This window comes from Duganella flavida, from assembly GCF_009857445.1.
Taxonomy (GTDB): Bacteria; Pseudomonadota; Gammaproteobacteria; order Burkholderiales; family Burkholderiaceae_D; genus Rugamonas; species Rugamonas flavida.
The window spans coordinates 200,046-219,180 of sequence record NZ_WWCN01000010.1 but is presented as its reverse complement, the minus strand read 5'-3'; the positions used below and the strand labels follow the sequence as shown (position 1 = coordinate 219,180).

General features: G+C 61.0%; 14 protein-coding genes. 4 read left to right on the top strand and 10 right to left on the bottom strand.

Annotated features, from left to right (window positions below; genetic code table 11):
- Positions 1–68 precede the first annotated feature (68 nt).
- Positions 69–2,702 carry a TonB-dependent receptor gene (locus GTP46_RS17145; RefSeq protein ID WP_161007849.1) on the bottom strand — a complete coding sequence of 878 codons (2,634 nt, stop codon included), beginning with the start codon at positions 2,700–2,702 and terminating at the stop codon, positions 69–71.
- A gap of 462 nt (positions 2,703–3,164) precedes the next feature.
- Entirely contained in the window at positions 3,165–4,667 is a 1,503-nt protein-coding gene (locus tag GTP46_RS17140; protein WP_161007848.1) for an AMP nucleosidase, read from the bottom strand.
- A 127-nt stretch (positions 4,668–4,794) separates the two neighbouring features.
- On the opposite strand from GTP46_RS17140, the gene GTP46_RS17135 reads away from it, so the two are divergent.
- Genes GTP46_RS17135 through GTP46_RS17120 form a run of 4 tightly spaced genes read left to right on the top strand, consistent with a single transcriptional unit; the run spans position 4,795 to position 10,736 of the window.
- On the top strand, positions 4,795–8,853 hold the full coding sequence (locus GTP46_RS17135) for a Pls/PosA family non-ribosomal peptide synthetase (protein ID WP_161007847.1): 4,059 nt from the start codon (positions 4,795–4,797) through the stop codon (positions 8,851–8,853).
- Complete coding sequence (locus GTP46_RS17130) at positions 8,850–9,428, top strand: 4'-phosphopantetheinyl transferase family protein (RefSeq protein ID WP_161007846.1); 579 nt, start codon at positions 8,850–8,852, stop codon at positions 9,426–9,428. Before GTP46_RS17135 ends, GTP46_RS17130 begins: the two co-directional genes overlap by 4 nt.
- Positions 9,425–10,141, top strand: a complete 717-nt coding sequence (locus GTP46_RS17125) for a polysaccharide deacetylase family protein (protein ID WP_161007845.1) — start codon at positions 9,425–9,427, stop codon at positions 10,139–10,141. The genes GTP46_RS17130 and GTP46_RS17125 overlap by 4 nt, the downstream gene beginning before the upstream one ends.
- Before the next feature lie 10 nt (positions 10,142–10,151).
- Positions 10,152–10,736 carry a YdeI/OmpD-associated family protein gene (locus GTP46_RS17120; protein WP_161007844.1) on the top strand — a complete coding sequence of 195 codons (585 nt, stop codon included), beginning with the start codon at positions 10,152–10,154 and terminating at the stop codon, positions 10,734–10,736.
- A gap of 58 nt (positions 10,737–10,794) precedes the next feature.
- On the opposite strand, the gene GTP46_RS17115 is transcribed toward GTP46_RS17120, so the two are convergent.
- Genes GTP46_RS17115 through GTP46_RS17080 form a run of 8 tightly spaced genes read right to left on the bottom strand, consistent with a single transcriptional unit; the run spans position 10,795 to position 19,110 of the window.
- Positions 10,795–11,355 carry a toxin-activating lysine-acyltransferase gene (locus tag GTP46_RS17115; RefSeq protein WP_161007843.1) on the bottom strand — a complete coding sequence of 187 codons (561 nt, stop codon included), beginning with the start codon at positions 11,353–11,355 and terminating at the stop codon, positions 10,795–10,797.
- The gene (locus GTP46_RS17110) at positions 11,346–13,067 is read right to left on the bottom strand and encodes a hypothetical protein (protein ID WP_161007842.1); all 1,722 of its coding nucleotides are present in this window, start codon (positions 13,065–13,067) and stop codon (positions 11,346–11,348) included. The genes GTP46_RS17115 and GTP46_RS17110 overlap by 10 nt, the downstream gene beginning before the upstream one ends.
- On the bottom strand, positions 13,054–13,791 hold the full coding sequence (locus GTP46_RS17105; RefSeq protein WP_161007841.1) for a thiol:disulfide interchange protein DsbA/DsbL: 738 nt from the start codon (positions 13,789–13,791) through the stop codon (positions 13,054–13,056). The genes GTP46_RS17110 and GTP46_RS17105 overlap by 14 nt, the downstream gene beginning before the upstream one ends.
- A complete protein-coding gene (locus GTP46_RS17100) occupies positions 13,778–15,247 on the bottom strand; it encodes a hypothetical protein (RefSeq protein ID WP_161007840.1) in 1,470 nt (489 codons plus the stop codon). Before GTP46_RS17100 ends, GTP46_RS17105 begins: the two co-directional genes overlap by 14 nt.
- Positions 15,231–15,989 carry an ABC transporter ATP-binding protein gene (locus tag GTP46_RS17095; protein WP_161007839.1) on the bottom strand — a complete coding sequence of 253 codons (759 nt, stop codon included), beginning with the start codon at positions 15,987–15,989 and terminating at the stop codon, positions 15,231–15,233. The genes GTP46_RS17100 and GTP46_RS17095 overlap by 17 nt, the downstream gene beginning before the upstream one ends.
- 22 nt (positions 15,990–16,011) lie before the next feature.
- Positions 16,012–17,241, bottom strand: a complete 1,230-nt coding sequence (locus GTP46_RS17090; RefSeq protein WP_161007838.1) for an ABC transporter permease — start codon at positions 17,239–17,241, stop codon at positions 16,012–16,014.
- Positions 17,234–17,935 (bottom strand): ABC transporter ATP-binding protein, encoded by a 702-nt coding sequence (locus GTP46_RS17085; protein WP_161007837.1) that lies wholly within the window; start codon positions 17,933–17,935, stop codon positions 17,234–17,236. Before GTP46_RS17085 ends, GTP46_RS17090 begins: the two co-directional genes overlap by 8 nt.
- The gene (locus tag GTP46_RS17080) at positions 17,932–19,110 is read right to left on the bottom strand and encodes an efflux RND transporter periplasmic adaptor subunit (protein ID WP_161007836.1); all 1,179 of its coding nucleotides are present in this window, start codon (positions 19,108–19,110) and stop codon (positions 17,932–17,934) included. The genes GTP46_RS17085 and GTP46_RS17080 overlap by 4 nt, the downstream gene beginning before the upstream one ends.
- Between the last annotated feature and the right edge of the window lie 25 nt (positions 19,111–19,135).

Here is a 19,135-nt window from a genome sequence, read left to right as displayed (position 1 = left end):
AAGTGCGAGGCCGCGCCCTCGCTTAAACGGGGACGCGGCCAGAAAAATCAACTAAACATCTACCAAACTTAAATCTTCCAGTTCAAGAACAAGCCCACCGAACGATCATACTTGCGCGTGTCGCGTGGGTACAGTGCCCTGCTGTTCCAGTAGTCGGTGTGCTTGAAGTTAAGCAGATTAGCGCCGGTCAGAGTGATCGACGTATTCTCGTTGATCTTGTAGCCCAGCGAACCATCCAGCGACGACATAGGCGATGCGATCAAGTCCAAGCCAGGACCGCCGTCATTGTAGACGTCCGTGAACTTCGAGCGCCAGTTGTACGCCAGTCGCGCCGACACGCCATACTTCTCATATAGGCCCACCACGTTGTACGACCATTTCGACATACCAGCAAACGGCTTACCGCTCAGGTCTGGATTGCTCGACGTGCTGGTTTCGCCTTGCGTGAATGTCGCATTCGCTTCCACGCCAAAGCCACCCAGCCAACCCGGCAGCTTATCGAAGAAGGTGCGGTAGGACACTTCGGCGCCTTGCAGATAGCCGTCATCCGTATTGAACGGACGGGTGGTATCAAAGGTCACGCCATTGAAGGTCTCCTTCACCACCTTGTTCATGATGTAGCCTTTGAACTCGTGGCGGAACAACGCAAAACTGGCCATGCCGGTCGACGAGAAGTAATACTCCAGCGAGGCGTCGTAGTTACGCGCGGTGAACGGCTTCAGCTCTGGGTTACCGCCCGATGCCGTCGCCAGCACGGTGGTGCCGTTCGGGTTGATATAAGCGGTGCCCGGATTCAGTTGAGCGAAATCTGGGCGAGTCAGCGTTTTGGTCAACGAGAAGCGGGCGATCACGTCGTCGCGCAGCGAGGCCTTGAAGTTGGCGCTCGGCAGATAGGCGGTGTCGCTCGACGTTTTCGACGTCAGTACATAGGCGCCGTTGTTCTGCGAATTGCCCAGCAAGTTCGAATCGGTCTTGGTGACGCGCATACCCACCGTGCCGTCGAACGGAATGCCGGCGGTTTCCCAGCCCAAATGAGCCTTACCGTACAAGGCGTAGTTCTTTTCTTCGTTGGAGAAGAACGAGCCCGGATCAATCGCCTTGGCGCTGCTGCTGCCGGTAACGGCCTTGCGTACATCGGCGGTATTGGAAATCAGGTAGCTGGCGCATGGCGTGTACCACGCGGTGGTGCCCCAGTTATTTTGCATCTGCGCGGTGCAGTTCATGCCCGGCAGCGAGCTAGCCAGAATGCCGGCAGGCGCCGGCACCGAACCCTCGAATGACTTGATCGACGCTGCGGTCCGTTTGGCGGCGCGCACACCGAAGCCGAAATCTTTGAACACGCCTTCATCCGGGATGGTATAGGTACCGTCAGCACGCCAATCGGTAGAAGAACCTTGGTCGTGGCCGTAACGGTCAAACAATTGCGACAGCGTGTACTTGGTCGGATCGTTCAAGTTCATGCCGCCGTACGCCACGTAAGAGCTGCCGCCGACATTGGTGTTCACCGTGGCGTTAGGCACATTGGTGATGGTGTCGAGGATAGGATTCTGCCAATCGTAGTCAGACAGCGTGCGGGCGATCTCGCTGCTCAGGCGAAGGCCCGGCGCGGCGTTCCAGCGGCCACCGATGGCGTGCTGCTGGGTCACGGTGCTAGCGCGGTTGGCCTGCGTCGACATGATGGTGTTAACGTTGTGCGAGTTCAAAGTTTGCAGTTGGTCGGTACCCGGAATCTTGGTAGCGCTCATTTGATCGCCAGGACCCCACCATGGCAGGCCGACGAAGAAATCGGTCTCGAAATTATTCAGGTAGTGGGAAGTCAGGCCTTCTGCATACAGCTCAACGTCGCTGTTTGGCTTCCACTGCAAGGCATAGTTGGCGGAGCTACGACGGCGGTCGCCCTTGATGCTTTCGAGGCCGACCAAATCAGGACCGGTCAACTTCGGCAGCAGCCAACTCTTGTCGATTGGTTTGGTGTTGAAGACCCGCTCTTCGGTGTAGTGATTGCGCAGGTAGGACACGCCGACCAACGCGCCAAATTCACCGATATCGGTTTTCCAGCGGTTAGAGATCATGCCGCTGACATTAGGATCGGTGCGCTTGGCCAGCGAGTTGTTGGTAGCGCCGCCATTAACCACAGCGGTGAATCCTTTGAAGTCGAACGGACGGTTAGTACGCACGTCTATCACGCCGGCGATACCGCCTTCCGGCAAATCGGCACTCTGCGATTTGTACACGTCCACGCGTTGCAGCATAGTCGATGGGACGTCCGCCAATTTGGTGTAACGGCCAGTGGTGGTGAACATCTCACGGCCGTTCAGCAGCGTTGCGATACCCGGCAGACCACGAATCAGCACCGTATTGGCTTCACCGCCATCGCGGCGCACTTGCACGCCGGTGACGCGAGCCAGCGTTTCGGCCACGTTCGTATCCGGGAACTTGCCGATATCGTCCGCGACGATGGAGTCGATCACATTATCGGCGTCCTTCTTGATCTTCTGGGCGGTCTGCGCAGCACGGCGCACGCCGGTCACGGTAACCGTCGCCTGCTCCGGCACATCGGCGGCTGGCGTAGCGGGCGCTTCTTGCGCCATAACAGGGAAGGTGCTCAACAGGCCTGCGGCGGCCAGCACGGCAACGCCGGATTTAAGGACGAGACGATGCTTTGCCTGGGACTCGCTAGTCCCGGATTCGGTGTGTTTCATAGGTCTCCAGTATGTGTCTATTTTTCTAAGGAGCGGCACGAGGGGGCTGCCGTCTGAGACAAATCTTAGGTGCTGGAGAAAAAACAAACCAATCAATTTTTGGCGGTTTTCGATACCGAAAAGGATATCGAGCACGGGGGAATCCACAGTGTGGAGGCTTGATCCTCCAAGCCGGTGCATGCTGGCACTACAATTTTGTAGTGAATACACAACAAACTGCAAAAAACACAAAACTCCTTCCCCTACTGAAACTAGCTGCTATTCTGAAACTAGCAGTAACAGAACTCAAGAAAAACAGGGTGGGATGGCTGGGTGTATGTCCCCAGCGTCAACATCACCTTCCAGTTTGCACAGGCCATGAATTTCTCGCAACACCGGTTCCGTAGCCATCCACCTGGGCCATGCTGCTGCCGGCCTGCTGCTGGTGGCCGGATTGCGCCGCACCCGGTCACCTCGCCGATTCTACTGGAACGCCACTTCCGTAAAGCTGCGTAGCTTGCGGGAGTGGAGTTTGTCCACACCCAGTGCGCGCAGCAGCTCCACTGCGCGGATGCCGATGCGTAAATGCTGGTCGACGCGGTCGCGGTAGAACTGGTTGGCCATGCCCGGCAGCTTGATCTCGCCGTGCATCGGCTTATCGCTCACGCACAGCAGCGTGCCGTAGGGGACGCGGAAGCGGAAGCCATTGGCGGCGATAGTCGCACTCTCCATGTCCAGCGCAATCGCTCTGCTTTGGCTGAAACGGCGTTCCGGCGTCCGCTGCGGCATCAACTCCCAGTTGCGGTTATCGGTGCTGGCCACAGTCCCGGTGCGCATCACGCGCTTGAGGTCATGGCCAGTCAGCTGCGTGACTTCGGCCACGGCAGCTTCAATCGCCACCTGCACCTCGGCCAGCGGCGGAATCGGTACCCACAGCGGCAGGTCTTCATCCAGCACATGATCTTCGCGCACGTAGCCGTGTGCCAGCACATAGTCGCCCAGCTCCTGCGTGTTGCGCAAGCCGGCGCAGTGGCCCAGCATCAGCCAGGCGTGCGGACGCAGCACCGCAATGTGATCAGTGATGGTCTTGGCATTGGCGGGGCCGACGCCGATGTTCACCATCGAGATGCCGGTACCGTCGGCGCGTACCAAATGGTAGCCCGGCATCTGCGGCATACGCGGCGGCGCGGCGCCCAGCGCATCGCCCGGCTGCACCGACTGCCCCACGCGGCGCGTCACCAGGTTGCCCGGTTCAACGAAAGCGATGTAGTCGTCGCCCGGCGCGCCGGACGGATTGGCCATCAGCTCATGTCCCAGCTTGATAAATTCGTCGATATAGAACTGGTAATTGGTGAACAGGACGAACTTCTGGAAATGCTCGCACGAGGTGCCGGTGTAGTGGCGCAGGCGCTGCAGCGAGTAGTCCACGCGCGGTGCGGTGAACAGCGACAGCGGCTGCGCCTCGCCCACCGGCGCTTCGTGCGTGCCGTTGGCGATACCGTCATCCATTGCCGCCAAATTAGGCAGGTCGAACACGTCGCGCATCAGCAGGCGGCGTTCGGCTGTCATGCTGCCTTCGATGTGCTCATGCTCGGCGAACGAAAAGTGGATCGGGATCGGCTGCGAACTGGTGCCGACTTCAATCTTGACATGGTGGCTGCCGTGATTTTTCAGCAGCAGTTTGAATTGCTGGAGGTAGTAGCGCGCAAACAGGTCGGGCCGCGTGAGCGTGGTTTCGTAGGTGCCCGGACCGGCGACAAAACCAAACGCCAGCCGCGAATCGGCACGCGCCACGGTGTCGGTATGTACGCGAACGAACGGATAACAGGCCCGCACATGTTCGCCCACGTCTTCGCCGGCGACAAAGCGCTTCATGGCGTCGCGCAGGTAGGCGATGTTGGTGTCGTAGATGGCCAGTACCTGGTCGTACGCAGCTTGGGCGTCGTCGAACTGCACGGGGGCGATGAATGGGCGGTGCGTAGTCATGCGGCTCCTTCGGTTTCTCGGCTCGTATGTCCTATTGTAAAGGCTGTAAGCAGAACTTGCATTCATCCCCTAGGGGAACCATCTGCCGTACCGTACAATGCAGGTTAAATCCGAATAAAGTATCAGCATGAATCAACCTGTAACACCGCATAATCCCGACATTCTCTTTGGCCCGCCGCAAGCAGACCTGCTGCGCGAAGAAATCCTGGCCGATTTGCTTGAGGCCAGTGCCGCGCGCCATCCCGAGCGGATCGCGCTGATTTTCGGCGCACGCTCGCTGAGTTACGGGGAGTTGAACGAGCAAGCCGACCTGGTGGCGGCACGGTTGATCGCGGCCGGCGTGCAGCCGGGCCAGATCGTCGGCCTGTTGCTGCCGCGCGGGATCGAGCTGCTGGTGCTGCAGGCGGGGATCGCCAAGGCCGGCGCCGCGTGGCTGCCGGTCGATGAAGATACGCCGGTCGAGCGTTTGCAGGTCTGCCTCGACGACGCTTCCGGCGCGGGCGTGCTGACTTGTGCGGCATTTGCGCCGCGGCTGGCCGATATCGCCGCCACCGGCCGTGCCGTGTGGACGGCGGAGGCGCTGCTTGCGCCGCTCGCCGCTGGCGAAGTGCTGGCGCGGCGCGGTGCGGTGTCGCCGGATGTACCGGCGTATGTCATCTACACCTCCGGCTCCACCGGCAAGCCGAAAGGGATTCTGATCACCCAGCGCAGCATCTGCCATTTCCTGCGCAGCGAGAACGCGGTGCTGGGCGTGACCGGCGACGACAAGGTGTACCAAGGCTTCTCGGTCGCTTTCGACATGTCGTTCGAAGAGATCTGGATCGCGTATCTGGTCGGTGCCACGCTGTGGATCGGGCCGAAGGAGATCAGCGGCGATCCGGAAACGCTACCGCGCATGCTGGAGCAAAACGGCGTGACGGTGCTGCACGCGGTGCCGACGCTGCTGGCATTGTTCAATCAGGAGGTGCCGAGCCTGCGCCTGATTAACCTCGGCGGCGAAGCATGCCCGGAATCGCTGGTACAGCGCTGGTCGCGCAAGGACAGACAGATGTTCAACACCTACGGACCGACCGAAGCGACGGTATCCGCCAGCCTCGCGCGCCTGCAGCCCGGCCAGCCGGTCACCATCGGCACGCCGCTGCCGAACTACGGCTTGCTGGTCATCGATACCAACACCGATCCCGTACCGCTGGACGGCGACGGCCTTGCTGCCACCGGCCCGGTCCTGCGCCTGCTGACGCGCGGCGAAGTCGGTGAGCTGTGCATCACCGGCCCCGGCCTGGCCGCCGGTTACCTCGGCCGCCCTGACCTGACGGCTGAAAAATTCCTGCCCAACCCGTGGTCCTGCGGACCGCACGATGATCGCCTGTACCGCACCGGCGACCTCGCGCGCATCGGCGTGGACGGCGAAGTGGTGTGCCTCGGCCGCGCTGACGACCAGGTGAAAATCCGCGGCTTCCGTGTGGAGCTGGGCGAAATCGAAGCCCTGCTCGCGCAGCAAGCGGGCGTCGGCACCGTCGCCGTCCTGCTGCGCAAGGATGACGGTATCGACCAGTTGGTCACCTACATCGTACCCGAAGGCGCCAGCGCGCTGGATCCACGCGCGCTGCGCGCCGCCCTCGCCGCCAAGCTGCCGCCATATATGGTCCCCGGCCGCTACGAAATGCTGGACGCCATGCCGCGCCTGACTTCAGGCAAAATCGACCGCAAGACGCTGAAAGCCACGCCACTGAGCGCCGCCCCCGCAGGCAGCGCCGAAGACTCAGACCTGCCCGAAACGCCCGCTGAAGAAGCCTTGTTCGCCGCACTGGCAAGCCTGTTCCCCGGCCAGCCTATCCTGCGCAACGCCGACTTCTTCACCGACCTTGGCGGCCACTCCTTCTTCGCCGCGCGCCTGGCCTCCTCGCTGCGCGCCGATCCGCGCTATGCCCACGTGACGGTACGCGACATCTACCAGCAGCGCCAGGTCGGAAAAATCGCCCAGGTGTTGGCCGAGGCGCCCAACGCCGGTGCGGAAGAACAAGACTGGACGCCGCCGCCCCGGCTGAAGCGCTGGATCTGCGGGATCGCCCAGGCGGCAGCCATGCCGCCGCTGGTCACACTGCGCATGGCGCAGTGGCTGGCACCCTTCTTCACCTACCACTTCTTCACCGGCGATCCGGGCGACTCGGTGGCGCGCGCCATCGCCGCCTCGGTCGGCGTATTCCTGCTGGCGACCGTCGGCGAATTTGCCATCGCCGTCGCAGGCAAGTGGCTGATCGCCGGTCGCCTGAAAGCTGGCATCTATCCGCTGTGGGGCATCACCTATTACCGCTGGTGGCTGGCCGACCGGTTAGTGGAAGCCGCACCGGCCTACCTGCTGAGCGGTTCCTCTCTCAACGCATGGTGGCTGCGCGCACTCGGCGCCAAAGTCGGCAAGGATGTCATCATCGGCTCCATGACACTGCGTGTACCGGACCTGCTGCGCATCGATGACCGTGTCAGCATCGGCAACGCCGTCAACTTTGAAAACGCCCGCGTCGAGCGCGGCCAGCTGCACCTCGGCCAGATCACGCTGGAACAAGATGCCTGCGTGAGCTCCTTCGCCATCATGGAAGGGAATACCCGCGTCGAAGCGCTGGGCCACCTCGAAGGCCAGTCCGCACTGGGCGACGGCGGCGCGGTGCCGGCCGGCCGCGTGTGGGCCGGCTCTCCCGCACGCGACATGGGCGCGTTTGAAAACCATCTGCCGCCGCGTCCTGCCGCCAGTGCCGCGCGCCGCGCCGGCGAGGCGCTGTTCTTCACCTTCGGCATCCTGCTGATCGTGACGCTGTTCTTCATGCCGGTATTCCCAAGCTTTGTGCTGATCGACTGGTTCGACGAAGCGGGCTGGCTGCCCTGGATTCAGGGCGACGACGTACGCATCCAGCTGCTGCGCTACTTCCTGCTGGCCTTCCCCGCTAGTACGGTGCTGATCGTGCTGACCGCGCTGGTCTCGGCGGGCATCCGCTGGAGTATGCTGCCGCGCCTGAAGCCGGGCCAGTTCCCGATCCACGGCAACACCTACTGCGCCAAGTGGCTGGTGAGCCAGATCCAGGAATCGAGCCTGAACGTTTTGCATGGCATTTACGCCACCGTGTTTGCGCCGTACTGGTACCGCCTGCTGGGCGCGAAAGTCGGCAAGGACGCCGAAATCTCCACCGCGCTGGGCGTGGTGCCGGACATGCTGACCCTCGGCGATGAGACCTTCATCGCCGATGCGGTGATGCTGGGCGACGAGGAGATCGACGGCGGCTGGATGGTGATGAAGCCGACCGTGATATCGCATCGCAGCTTCGTCGGCAACGGCGCCTACATCCCGGACGGCACCGTGCTGCCGGAGCATGTGCTGATCGGCGTGCATTCGCGCGCGCCGGAGAATGCGCAGATGAAGAGCGGCGATACGTGGCTCGGCTCCCCGCCGATCAACCTGCCCGCGCGCGAGCAGACCAGCGGCTATCCGGAACGTCTGACGTTCCATCCATCGCCGCTGCGACGCCTGGGCCGCGGCTTGATCGAAGCATTCCGCATCGTCGCGCCGCATGCGCTGGTAATTGCGGTCGGCTACACGCTGGTGCTGGCGGTGATGCCAGCCGCCGGTGCTGGTCGCTGGGGCGAAGTGATCTGGGACCTGACGCTGGCCGGTTTGGTCTACGGTGTAGGCAACTACATCTTCGTGGTGCTGCTCAAGTGGCTGCTGATCGGTCGCTATCGCAAACAATCGGAACCGATGTGGACACCGTTTGTATGGCTGTCAGAAGGCGTGACCAACCTGTATGAAGGCATCGCCGTGCCGAACTTCATGCGTTATTTGCGCGGCACGCCGTGGCTGCCGATGGCGTTTAATTTACTCGGTTCGCGCATCGGCAGAGGCGTCTACATGGACACCACCGACATCACGGAGTTCGACTGCGTGCATATCGGCGACCATAGCGAACTGAATGCGCTCAGCTGCCCGCAAACGCACTTGTTCGAGGACCGCGTGATGAAGATCGACCACGTAATGATCGGCGCACGCGTCTACATGGGCGCGCGGGCATCAGTGCTATACAGCGCCAGCGTGGGCGACAATGCGCGGCTCGGCGCGCTGACGCTGGTGATGAAAGGCGAAACTATCCCGGCCAACGGCAACTGGGCCGGCTGCCCCGCCGCTCCGGCCCGCAAATGAAACCGCTGGCCGTCCACCTCTGGCCCGGCTCCACGCCGGCGCCGCAGGACGGTCTGTTCGCTATCCTGATCCGCACTGGCGGTCCAACGGCCGCGCAACGCGACGCTGCCCGTCACGCGATCCGGCTTGCCGCACGCGAGGCCTTGGCGATGGTGCTGGGCGTGCCGCTCGACGACATCGCCATCGAATCCGCGTCCGGCACGCCGCCGCGCATCCTGCTGGCCGGCCGTGCCAGCAGCATCGGCTGCTCCTTCAGCCACGACGCCAGCTGCGCGCTGGCCGCGTTCAACCTGCAAGGCCCCATCGGCGCGGACCTGATGCAGGTGCAGGATATCCCCGACTGGCAAGCCGTCACCCGCGACTACCTCGGCCCCACCGCCCTCGCCGCGCTGCTGGCCGCAGCCGACCGTCCACACGCCTTCACGCAAGCGTGGACACAACGCGAAGCCGCGTTAAAATGCCATGCACAACAAATCAGCGAATGGCAGGCCGACCTTCCCGGCACGTCCATCCCGCTAGCCCTGCCGGTTCCCGGCCTGCTGGGCCACATACATATCGGAGACAGAAGCGCATGAAAGTCATCGCATTGATACTGGCAGCACTTGCAGGAACCGCCACCGCAGCCGACTGCGGACCGGATAAACTAAACACCTCCCGCACCATCACCCTGAAACGCGAAGGCGCAGCATACGGCGCCAATCAGAACGCCGTACTGCCGCTGGCAAAGGGCGAAGTAGTACTCACCTTCGACGATGGCCCATCATTTGAAAACACACCGGCAGTCCTGAAAGCCTTGTCCGACCAATGCGCCAAGGCGACCTTCTTCATGGTTGGCCAGAACATCGCGCAGCAGCCGGAACTCGCGCGCCGGGTGGTACGTGAAGGCCACTCGGCCGGCATCCACAGCGACACCCACGCGCACCTCGCATCGTTCACCGTCGAGCAGCAACTGGAAGACCTCAAGCGCAGCCGCGCCGCCTACAAAGCCGCCTTCGGCGTCGAGACGCCAGCCTACCGCTTCCCCTTCCTCGAAGAGACACCCGCCCTGCTGGACGCACTCAAGCAAGCCAATATCACCGTCGCCTCGATCGACCTTGGCATCACCGACTGGCTGCCAGACGACACCACCGCCATTCTCGCCCAGCGATTAAGCGAAAACCTCGATAAAGCCGGCAGCGGTATCATCCTGATGCACGACGCGAACGGACCGACCGCCAAAGCCCTGCCAACACTGCTGCAAGTCCTGAAAGACAAAGGCTACAAAGTCGTCCATCTTGAATGGCAATGAGAGGAGCGCTATGACCAACGACAAAGTGGACGCCTTCCTGGGACGGGCCAAGAACTGGCAAGAGGAATTCGTCGCCCTGCGCGAGATCATCTCCGGCAGCGACGACCTGACCGAGGACTTCAAATGGGGCCAGCCCTGCTACACGCTGGACGGCCGCAATGTGGTGCTGATGCACGGCTTCAAAGAATACTGCGCGCTGCTGTTCTTCAAGGGCGCGCTGATGAAGGATCCGAAAAACCTGCTGATCCAGCAAACCGAAAACGTACAAGCCGCGCGCCAGATCCGCTTTAACGGCCTGTCCGAAATCACCAAGCACAAAACAGCGCTGAAGAGCTACATCAAAGACGCCATCTCCCTGGAAAAGTCCGGCGCCAAAGTGGAGCTGAAGAAGACGGCCGAATTCTCCTTCCCCGAAGAGCTGGAGCGCAAAATGGACGACATCCCGGCCCTGCGCACCGCCTTCGAAGAACTCACGCCCGGCCGCCAGCGCGCCTACCTGCTGCACTTCTCATCCGCCAAACAAGCCAAGACCCGCGAGTCCCGCATCGACAAATGCGTCCAGCGCATCCTCGATGGTAAAGGCCTGGACGACTAGTTGTGCCGCTCAAGCTCGCGCGGCTTTCGGCTCACAGATTGCCGCCGCTTGGCACAAGCTACCAATGCTCGCGCACAAAACGCAGCTGACCGGAGTGAGCGCCCTGTTGCACGGGGCTTAAGTCTGCTGCGGCACGGAAGAACGTCGAAAACATCTCACGCCTGAGCGTCCTGACCTGAACCTGGTTGTCGCCGCGCCTGCGCAGGTAATGCAATGCCGCGTTATCCTTGAACTGTTTGTCGCGCAAGTGCCGCATCACATAAGGCAGGCTCCCATACGGCACCAGGAGGTCGACGATCCAGAGCTGATTCCCCTCATTCCACTCACTTTCATGCAAGTTGAAGGTCCCTTTTGCGATTACCCGCTCGGCCACTTCTTCCGCCAACCAAGCCCACGCAACATAGCCGACGATACCGCCGTCTTCATTAAAATAGAATTTGATACGCCTTTGCCGGATTGCCGGCTCAATGACCTGCCGCATATACTCAAGATTAAGTTTGTGATGCGAGCGATTCTGACTCATCAGCTGGGCGGCATAACCACATTGCTCGGCGATTTCGCGGGTCAGATCCGCTGGCGTGTCGAGAACACGAAAATGGCTGATGTAATTTAATGGCATAAAATCGATATCATCTGTTTTTGTTGGTCGGAAAAATGCAGGGGATCGAGTTCGGAAATCGCGGCATCAAGCGCCACAGGACATGCATCGTGCCCCGTTACTGCGGTAGGCGTAGCGTACAGTGGCCGGCCGGCATACCAGCTGAGGTCGACACCTGCAACACCGGTTTCGGCCAGCAGCGTACGGGCCTGGCGCAGCAGATGGTCGATAAATCCCGGTACCGCAGAGATACTGTCCGGCTGACGCTGCAATGCGAGAATCGCCGGCTCCAGCTGGTTGCGGCATAACGCCATAAAAGGTGTATTGCGGCGCATTGCTTCCATGATCATCGTAAAGCTGGCTTGCGCACGCACGGTGGCTGGCAAGCTGCTCAGGTAATGCTCACGCGCTGCGGCATAGGCCTCAATGAACTGGCGGCGTAGTGAACTATCGTCCAGCAGCGACTGCAGCTCATCTTCCATCTGCGTTGCGTCGCGGCATAGGCAAGCAGCCCGAAAAATGGCGTTCAGATTGAAGGCCCCCATTGTCTCCGGCATCTGCGGCATCTGGAACGGCTCACGGTTCTTGCGCGCGATAATGCCTTGGATGCTACGCCAGAGGTCGGCCAACTTGACACTGCCATTTTGCAGCAGGCTGGCTTCGGGAATGCCGGTTAACTTGAGGAATTCCATAGTCAGTCTGGTGTGGTAATGCGCCAGAAAATGCGCATTGAGCCGTGCACCGCTGATAATCTCGGCGCCACCAGCACCTGGCAGATAATGGCGCAGATAAAAGGCCAGGTTGTAGAAGGTGGATTTGAAGTAGGTATGAGTGCGCCAGATATCCGGTTGGCCCTTGATGACGATCACGCGGCCATAGTCGGAAATGGCAGTCATGGTGCCGAAGTCGAGGAAGCGTCCATCCAGTGCGATATTTGAGCAGTTCAGCGCGCCGTGCGGAATGCGCTTCACGTTGGATGTCGCTAACTGACAAGCAAAGCGGCGCGCCATTTCCAGCAGCCCCTCATTGATAAAACTGGGATCATGCCGGTTTGTCGGTTGGCGGCCTACCAGCGTACTCAGGCCAAGATCCATTTCAGCTACAGCGGCGCGGGTCCGCGCAGCGTCGCTACAATGAAGCTCGATGGCGGGATCGGATAAATCGCAGTCAATCGCCCGCATATAATGCGCCGGCCGCAACAGGGCCTGACGCAAAATCAACACGCGTGGAATCATGCCGTCCTCTGCGCCAGCGCCCTGGAAGTAGGTGCGCGTTCCTGTGGCCAGGATGCCATGAACGCGAGCCGCGCCATAAGGCAATGCCATTGCCGCTACTTCGCCCCAAATCGCCTCGCGGACACCTTCTTCCAGCGAAGCACCACCATTGCTATGATTGAAGTCGGTGCGCTTGCCCAGTAAGCCGTTGCGGCCGGTTCCTTTCACCTGAATTGCCCCATCCAGGCCGCAACGTACGCCACCGCCATTGCTGGCCACCCCGATGCCACCATAACGCTCCGCTTGAAACGTCTTGGTCTGCGGCAGGAATGCGGCGCTGCTGTCGTCCAGATGAGGTGCACAATATGCGTAGGCATCAAGGTCGAGATCAGCAGCGATTGCAGCGTTGCGCCAAACCAGCTGCGGTGCCGCTAGTTTGGGGACGGTAAATTCGGGCAAAGATGTTGGCGGCAGCAAGAAAGAAGGCGATGCCGCGAATGATGCTTCATGGTTTTTCATGATGGTCTCCAGGCTGTGGTGGGTCCGCCTTCTCCGCTTTTGCCAACAAATAGTCGAGCATGCGGGTGGTGGCGTGTTCGATTGATAGTGAGGGGTCTGCCGCCGCAGCGCTACTTTCCACCATTGCCGGCGAAGTCACGAAACGATCAGCGACAACAAGGGTGGGCACTGCCCTGATCGCGTAGCTGTGACGCAAGGCTAGCGCGTGCTCGACCTGTTGCTGCACAACCGGCCCGCGATAGGCGGCCAGGAAATCTGTCCGCGCAATACCCAGCTGAACCATGTAGTCGGCAATCGCACTCTCGCTATCAAGGACTATTTTTTGCTGATGTATCGCCGAGAAAATACGCCGGTGCAAAAGCTCGGCATTGGGCTGGCTCTGCACCACGTAATACAAGCGCTGCAATGGCTCGTCGCGCACACTGAACGCCATCGGAATCCGCCGGAAACGGATCGCTCCCCGCTGCTGTGACCAGGCATTGAGCGGCGCCTCCAGACGATAGCAATGGCCGCATGAATACATGAAAAATTCGACGACCTCTGCGGAGCTAGCAGATGCCGCCGGGGGCGTCAGGCCAGCGTCCAATACCGCATAGCCTGATTGACTGGCGGACTGGTCCGCTGGCGCGCAGGCGACCAGCAAACTGATGATGGCAAATGCCGAGTAGCGGTGTAAAGGTTTCAACATGATGCGATGGGTGATGGATATGTCAAACGACGGCATAGGCAAGCAACAGCATCAGGACCCACAGGCCGTTACTCAGCGCCTCCCACAGCGCAGCCGCCATATGCGGCGCTGCCGGGTGTCCTTGCGCGATTGATGGTGCTGCAAACATGCGGCTGATACGGTTGGCTGAGTCGCTGGCGCCAATCAGGACAATAGCTGTCAATACTCCAAGTTTCGGATCGGCGACGCCCAGCCACAATGGCACAGGTAAACCCACCACCAGCGCTGGTATCAGGGCCGCCCAACGCTTGCCAGCCCGGATCGCAGCTGGCGCCACTGGCGAGGATGCCAGCAAGTCCCCTGCCTGTTCGCCCCCCTCTACCAACCGTGTCAGCGTGCCGGCCACCGCCGCAGTCGCGTACACCGTAATGGCGGCAATCACCGCCGGGCGCAGGCTGCTACTGCCGGCAGCCGCAAAGGCCACGACTAGCCATGCCAGCTTGATGCCCAGCTGGCTCAGGAAGATGGGCTGGCGCAGCAGCAGCAGCCACTCTTTGTAAAGAACGACACTGCGTATGCCATGTCCAAAGCGTAAACCTATCCCCAGTGCAGGACCAGGCAGGCGGCGCGGCAGTTCGCGGCCAAGCCGGAGGGCGTTCAGGAAGCGGCGCTGGAGGAACACGACTGTAAGTTGCGCCACTCCCACCGCTGCCAGACAAAACAACGCCAGTGCCCACAGGTCGCCCTGCAACGCCTGCACGGGAAGCCACAGCGGACTGGCCGGTCCCAGCAACGCACCCGCTTCAAGCAGCGAAGAGAACGCGTTCTGGATGTCGGCAGGGATGGCTTGCAGCAGTCTGGGCATCAGATACAGCCCTACGACGACGGCAGTGCCAGGCACCTGCGCCACAATCGCCGTGCGGCGCGGCCCAATCCAGTTGGCAAGCTGGATCGTGATCATCATGGCAAAGCTGGCGGCGAGGACCGCCATCGCGAGCAGTGCGGGATACAGCGCCAATAACCGCGGCCGGCCAGTGAGCAGGCCGATATGGATGACTGGGCTGACCAGAAACAGTACCAGCAAGAGTATGCCGGCAACCACGCCGCCCAGGCGCGCGCGCAGGATAGTGGCACCCGGAACAGGCGCGCTCAGTATTAAGTCCAGATCATTGCGGGTGTACATCACATGCACGCAGCGTATCATCGCCGCCGACAGCATCAGGATGAACAGCACAGCAGCGGCAAAGCCATCAAGATGGAGCTGCCCCAGGCTTTCCGTGGGCCGCCAATAAGGCAAGGTTGGCAGCGCGCTCCAGGCGGCGACATGAAGCACCAGGTATACCGTGACAATCCAGCCTAAAATCGGCGCCGGCAAGGCGCTCTGGTTGGCGGGACGATGTAGAGCCCGGCCGATGGCCGCAGCCGACTCAGCGACAAACAAGCGATGCTCGTGCCGCATCAGCCAGGCCGCGCCGCCCGGACGCAGCGACAGCACGTCAGGCAGCGACCGCATGGGCACTCTCCGTCAGGTGCAGGAAGACGTCCTCGAGCGAAGCGTCGCTTTGTTGCGCCCGATCCTGCAACTGAGCAAGACTGCCCTCGCCGATCAGGCGCCCCCCCTGGAGAATGCCGATGCGATCCGCTATGCGCTCAGCCACATCGAGAATATGCGTCGTCATCAGCACGGCGCCGCCAGCGGCGGTATGCTGCAGCAGCAGGTCTTTGACCTGTCGCGCAGCATGCGCATCAAGTCCGGTCAGCGGTTCGTCCATCACAATCAGCGCCGGCTGGTGAATCAAGGCCCCAGCAACGGCTAGTTTTTGTTTCATACCGCGGGAGTAGGTTTCGGTCAACTGCTGCGCATGGGAACTGAGCCCCAACATCGCCAACAGCATCTCCGCGCGAGCAGCGGCCTGGGCTGCGGGAAGGCTCCAGAGGCCCGCGACAAAGGCCAGATACTCCAGCGCAGTAAGCTTGCCGTACAACAGCGGCTCGTCAAACAAGCAAGCCAGGGGACGCTTGGCCACTTCCGGCTCGGTGTGCAAATCGACGCCGCAGATGCTTACCGTGCCAGTATCGGGTAGCAGCAGTCCCGTAGCCATGCGCAGCGTAGTCGTCTTACCTGCCCCATTGGCGCCGAGCAGGGCATAAATCTCCCCACACCGCACGCTCAAATCCAACCCATTCACGACAGGCCGGTCAAACCCTTTGCTCAGCCCGCGCAGCTCAAGCGCATAGTTGTTCAAAACGGGCATGTTTGTCTCCTGAAAAATTGTCTTATTCGAAGCGCAGCGCCTCGATGGGATCTAAATTAGCGGCCTTCGCGGCAGGTAGCAGGCCAAATAGCAGACCGACGACGGTTGAGAATCCTAGTGAAAGCGTAATCGCCCACCACGGTATCGAGGGTGTCGGCAGGGCTGGAGCCAAGGCACTGACCAACAGCGAAAGTAAATAGCCAAGCGCCACCCCTATGGCGCCGCCGATCAGCGAAAGCATCGCTGCTTCCATCAGGAACTGCACGAGAATATGGTGTCGTTGCGCGCCCAGGGCCTTGCAGATACCGATTTCGCGTGTGCGCTCTGTGACTGAGATCAGCATGACATTCATGATGCCGATACCGCCTACCAGAAGCGAAATGCCAACGATGCCAGCCAGGACCAGCGTCATGGAACCCACGACGCGCGACAAGATCTCCTGCAACTGCACGGCCGTGATGATTTCGAAATCATCTTTTGCACCGGGCGGAATGCGATGCAGTTGACGCAGCAAACTGGCCGTACGTTCCTGAACCGCAGTCAATTGCTCGCTGTCGGTGACATTGAAGGTCACCGACAGATCAACCAACGCCGGATCAGCGACCAGCGATTGTCCGGTCGAGAATGGAATCAAGGCCAGATCATCCTGGGCAGCGCCGAACGTTTCGGCATGGGGCTCAGTCACCCCAACCACCTTGAACCACTGCCCGCCCAATTCGATAAATTGCCCGACCGGATTGTCCGGCAGATGCAGTTTGTCCCTCAGTTTCCTGCCAATCACACAGACTCGCCGATGGGTGGCAACGTCATCGTTACTGATATAGCGGCCATGCTGCGGTGTGGACTGGCTCAGGATCTGATAGTTGGGGGTCACCGCACTGACCCTGGCAAATACCGTGCTCGATGCATACTTAATCGCCGTGCCGTAGTCGCCAAACGGCGAAAAAGATGGCGCAATATCGCTGATGTCATCCACGTGGCGCACAATCTGGCGGTAATCACTGAGGGTGAGCCGGTTAAACCGGCCCTGCAGCGCCTGTTCAGGTGTGGTCAGCGCGCGTATGCTCATGCTGTTGCTGCCAAGTCCCTTGAAATTACTGGCGATAATGTCGCCCAGCGCCTGGCTTAAGCCAACGATGGCAATGACTGAGGCGACGCCAATGATAATCCCCAGCATGGTAAGAACACTGCGGAAACCGTGGCTCCGAATACTTGACAGCGCCAGGCTAAAACTTTCGAGCGCGTTAAACACCGGCGTCCTCCATTGACTTGGCGGCCTCGACAATCCGACCATCGAGCAGCCTGACATGGCGGCGGCAACGTGCTGCGATGTTATCGTCGTGAGTGACGATGATCAGTGTGTGCCCTTCCGCATGCAGTTCGTCAAACAACGCCAATATTTCAGCGCTGGTGGTGCTGTCCAGGTTCCCCGTCGGTTCGTCAGCCAGCAGCAATGACGGCGAACTGCACAGTGCGCGCGCAATCGCCACACGCTGGCGCTGCCCGCCAGAGAGCTGGCTGGGCAAGTGTTCCATCCGGTGTTGCAGGCCGACTTTGGCCAGGGCTGCGCGCGCGCGCCGCTCACGCTCGCTCCGCCGCACCCCTTGGTAGATCAGCGGCTGCATGACGTTTTGTAATGCACTGGCACGCGCCAGTAAATTGAAACTCTGGAAAATAAAGCCGATTTCACGGCTGCGCAGCGTTGCCAACTGGGCGTCGCTCATGGCCGCTATATCGGTTCCGCGGAACAGGTAGCGCCCTGCCGTCGGACGATCCAGGCAACCGAGGATGTTCATCAGGGTCGACTTGCCCGAGCCCGAGGTTCCCGTCAACGCCAGATAATCATTCGTCTCGACGATCAGGTTGATATTGTCGAGGGCGCCAATATATTCGCCGCCCATGAGGAAGCTACGTTGCACCGCCTGTAGCGCCAGCAACACGCTCATGGCGCCTCCGCAGGGGCTGCCACGCGGTCGCCGTTCTTCAGCTGGCGTAACACCTTGTACGGCCCGGTAATGATGGCGTCACCCGGTTTGAGACCACTGGTGATCTCCTGCCGCTCATCGTCGGCGATTCCCAATGTTACCGCCTTGCGGGTGACCACGCCGTCGCGCGCCACCATCACATAATGACTGGCGTCCGTGTCGCGCTTGCGCGATGACGCGACGCTCCGTTCACCCAGTGTGGCCTCGGCGCTGCTGCTCTTGTCGCCGGCAGGACTGAGGATGGCCTGTAGTGGCGCGCTCAAGGCTGCACCGGCGGTAGCCGTGTAGATTTCTGCACGGCAGCTCATGCCAGCATGCAGGAGCACGCCGTTTGCGTTCTCCAGTAAGAGTTTGATGAGATAGCTGCGCGCCAGGACGCCGTTACCCGCAGCACCATCGTTGCGCTGTGGGGACAACGCAATATTTTTGACCGCACCGCGCAATACCAGATCTGGATGTGCCGCAGTAAAAATCGCCACCGGCTGTCCCGCCTTGATGCGGGCGATGTCAGCTTCATCAACACTGACCTCGGCCATGAGGGTGCTGGTATTGGCGATGGTGAGTAGGCTGGAACCACGATAACCGACCTGATTGGGAACGGCAGTCTCGCCTGTCTTGATATCAACTGCCGTGACCGTACCACTGAGGGGTGCGGTCACAACCGTCTTGGCGGCACGGTCGACAGCCTGCTTAAGCACGGCTTGCGTCTGCTGCAAGGCCTCGGCGCTGTTGCGTAGCTGGATCCTGGCTTGGTCGAGCGCGTACTGCGCATCTTCCAATGCGGAAGTGGCGATCATCTGGTGGCCGTATAGCGCCTGCTTGCGCTGGAACTGGCTTTCCTGATTGGCCAGGGCGAGGCGCTGGTTGTCGATATTGATCTGCTGCTGGCGCACCACCGACTGCTGCTGTGCGACCTCGGCACGCGACAGCGCATCGTCGATGCGCAACAGCGCTTGCCCCGCAGCGACCTGATCGCCTTCATGCACCAGAATGGCCGCGACGCGACCAATCACCTCTGACGACAACTGTACCTGCTGCTGGTAGACCAGCGAGCCGGAGGCCAGCACCGATGCGCGAAGCTGGCGCGGCGCAGCGGCTTCCACCGTCACCAGGCGGACCTGCGGCGGACGTAGCATGCGTGTCAGAAGCGGCGCGGCAAAT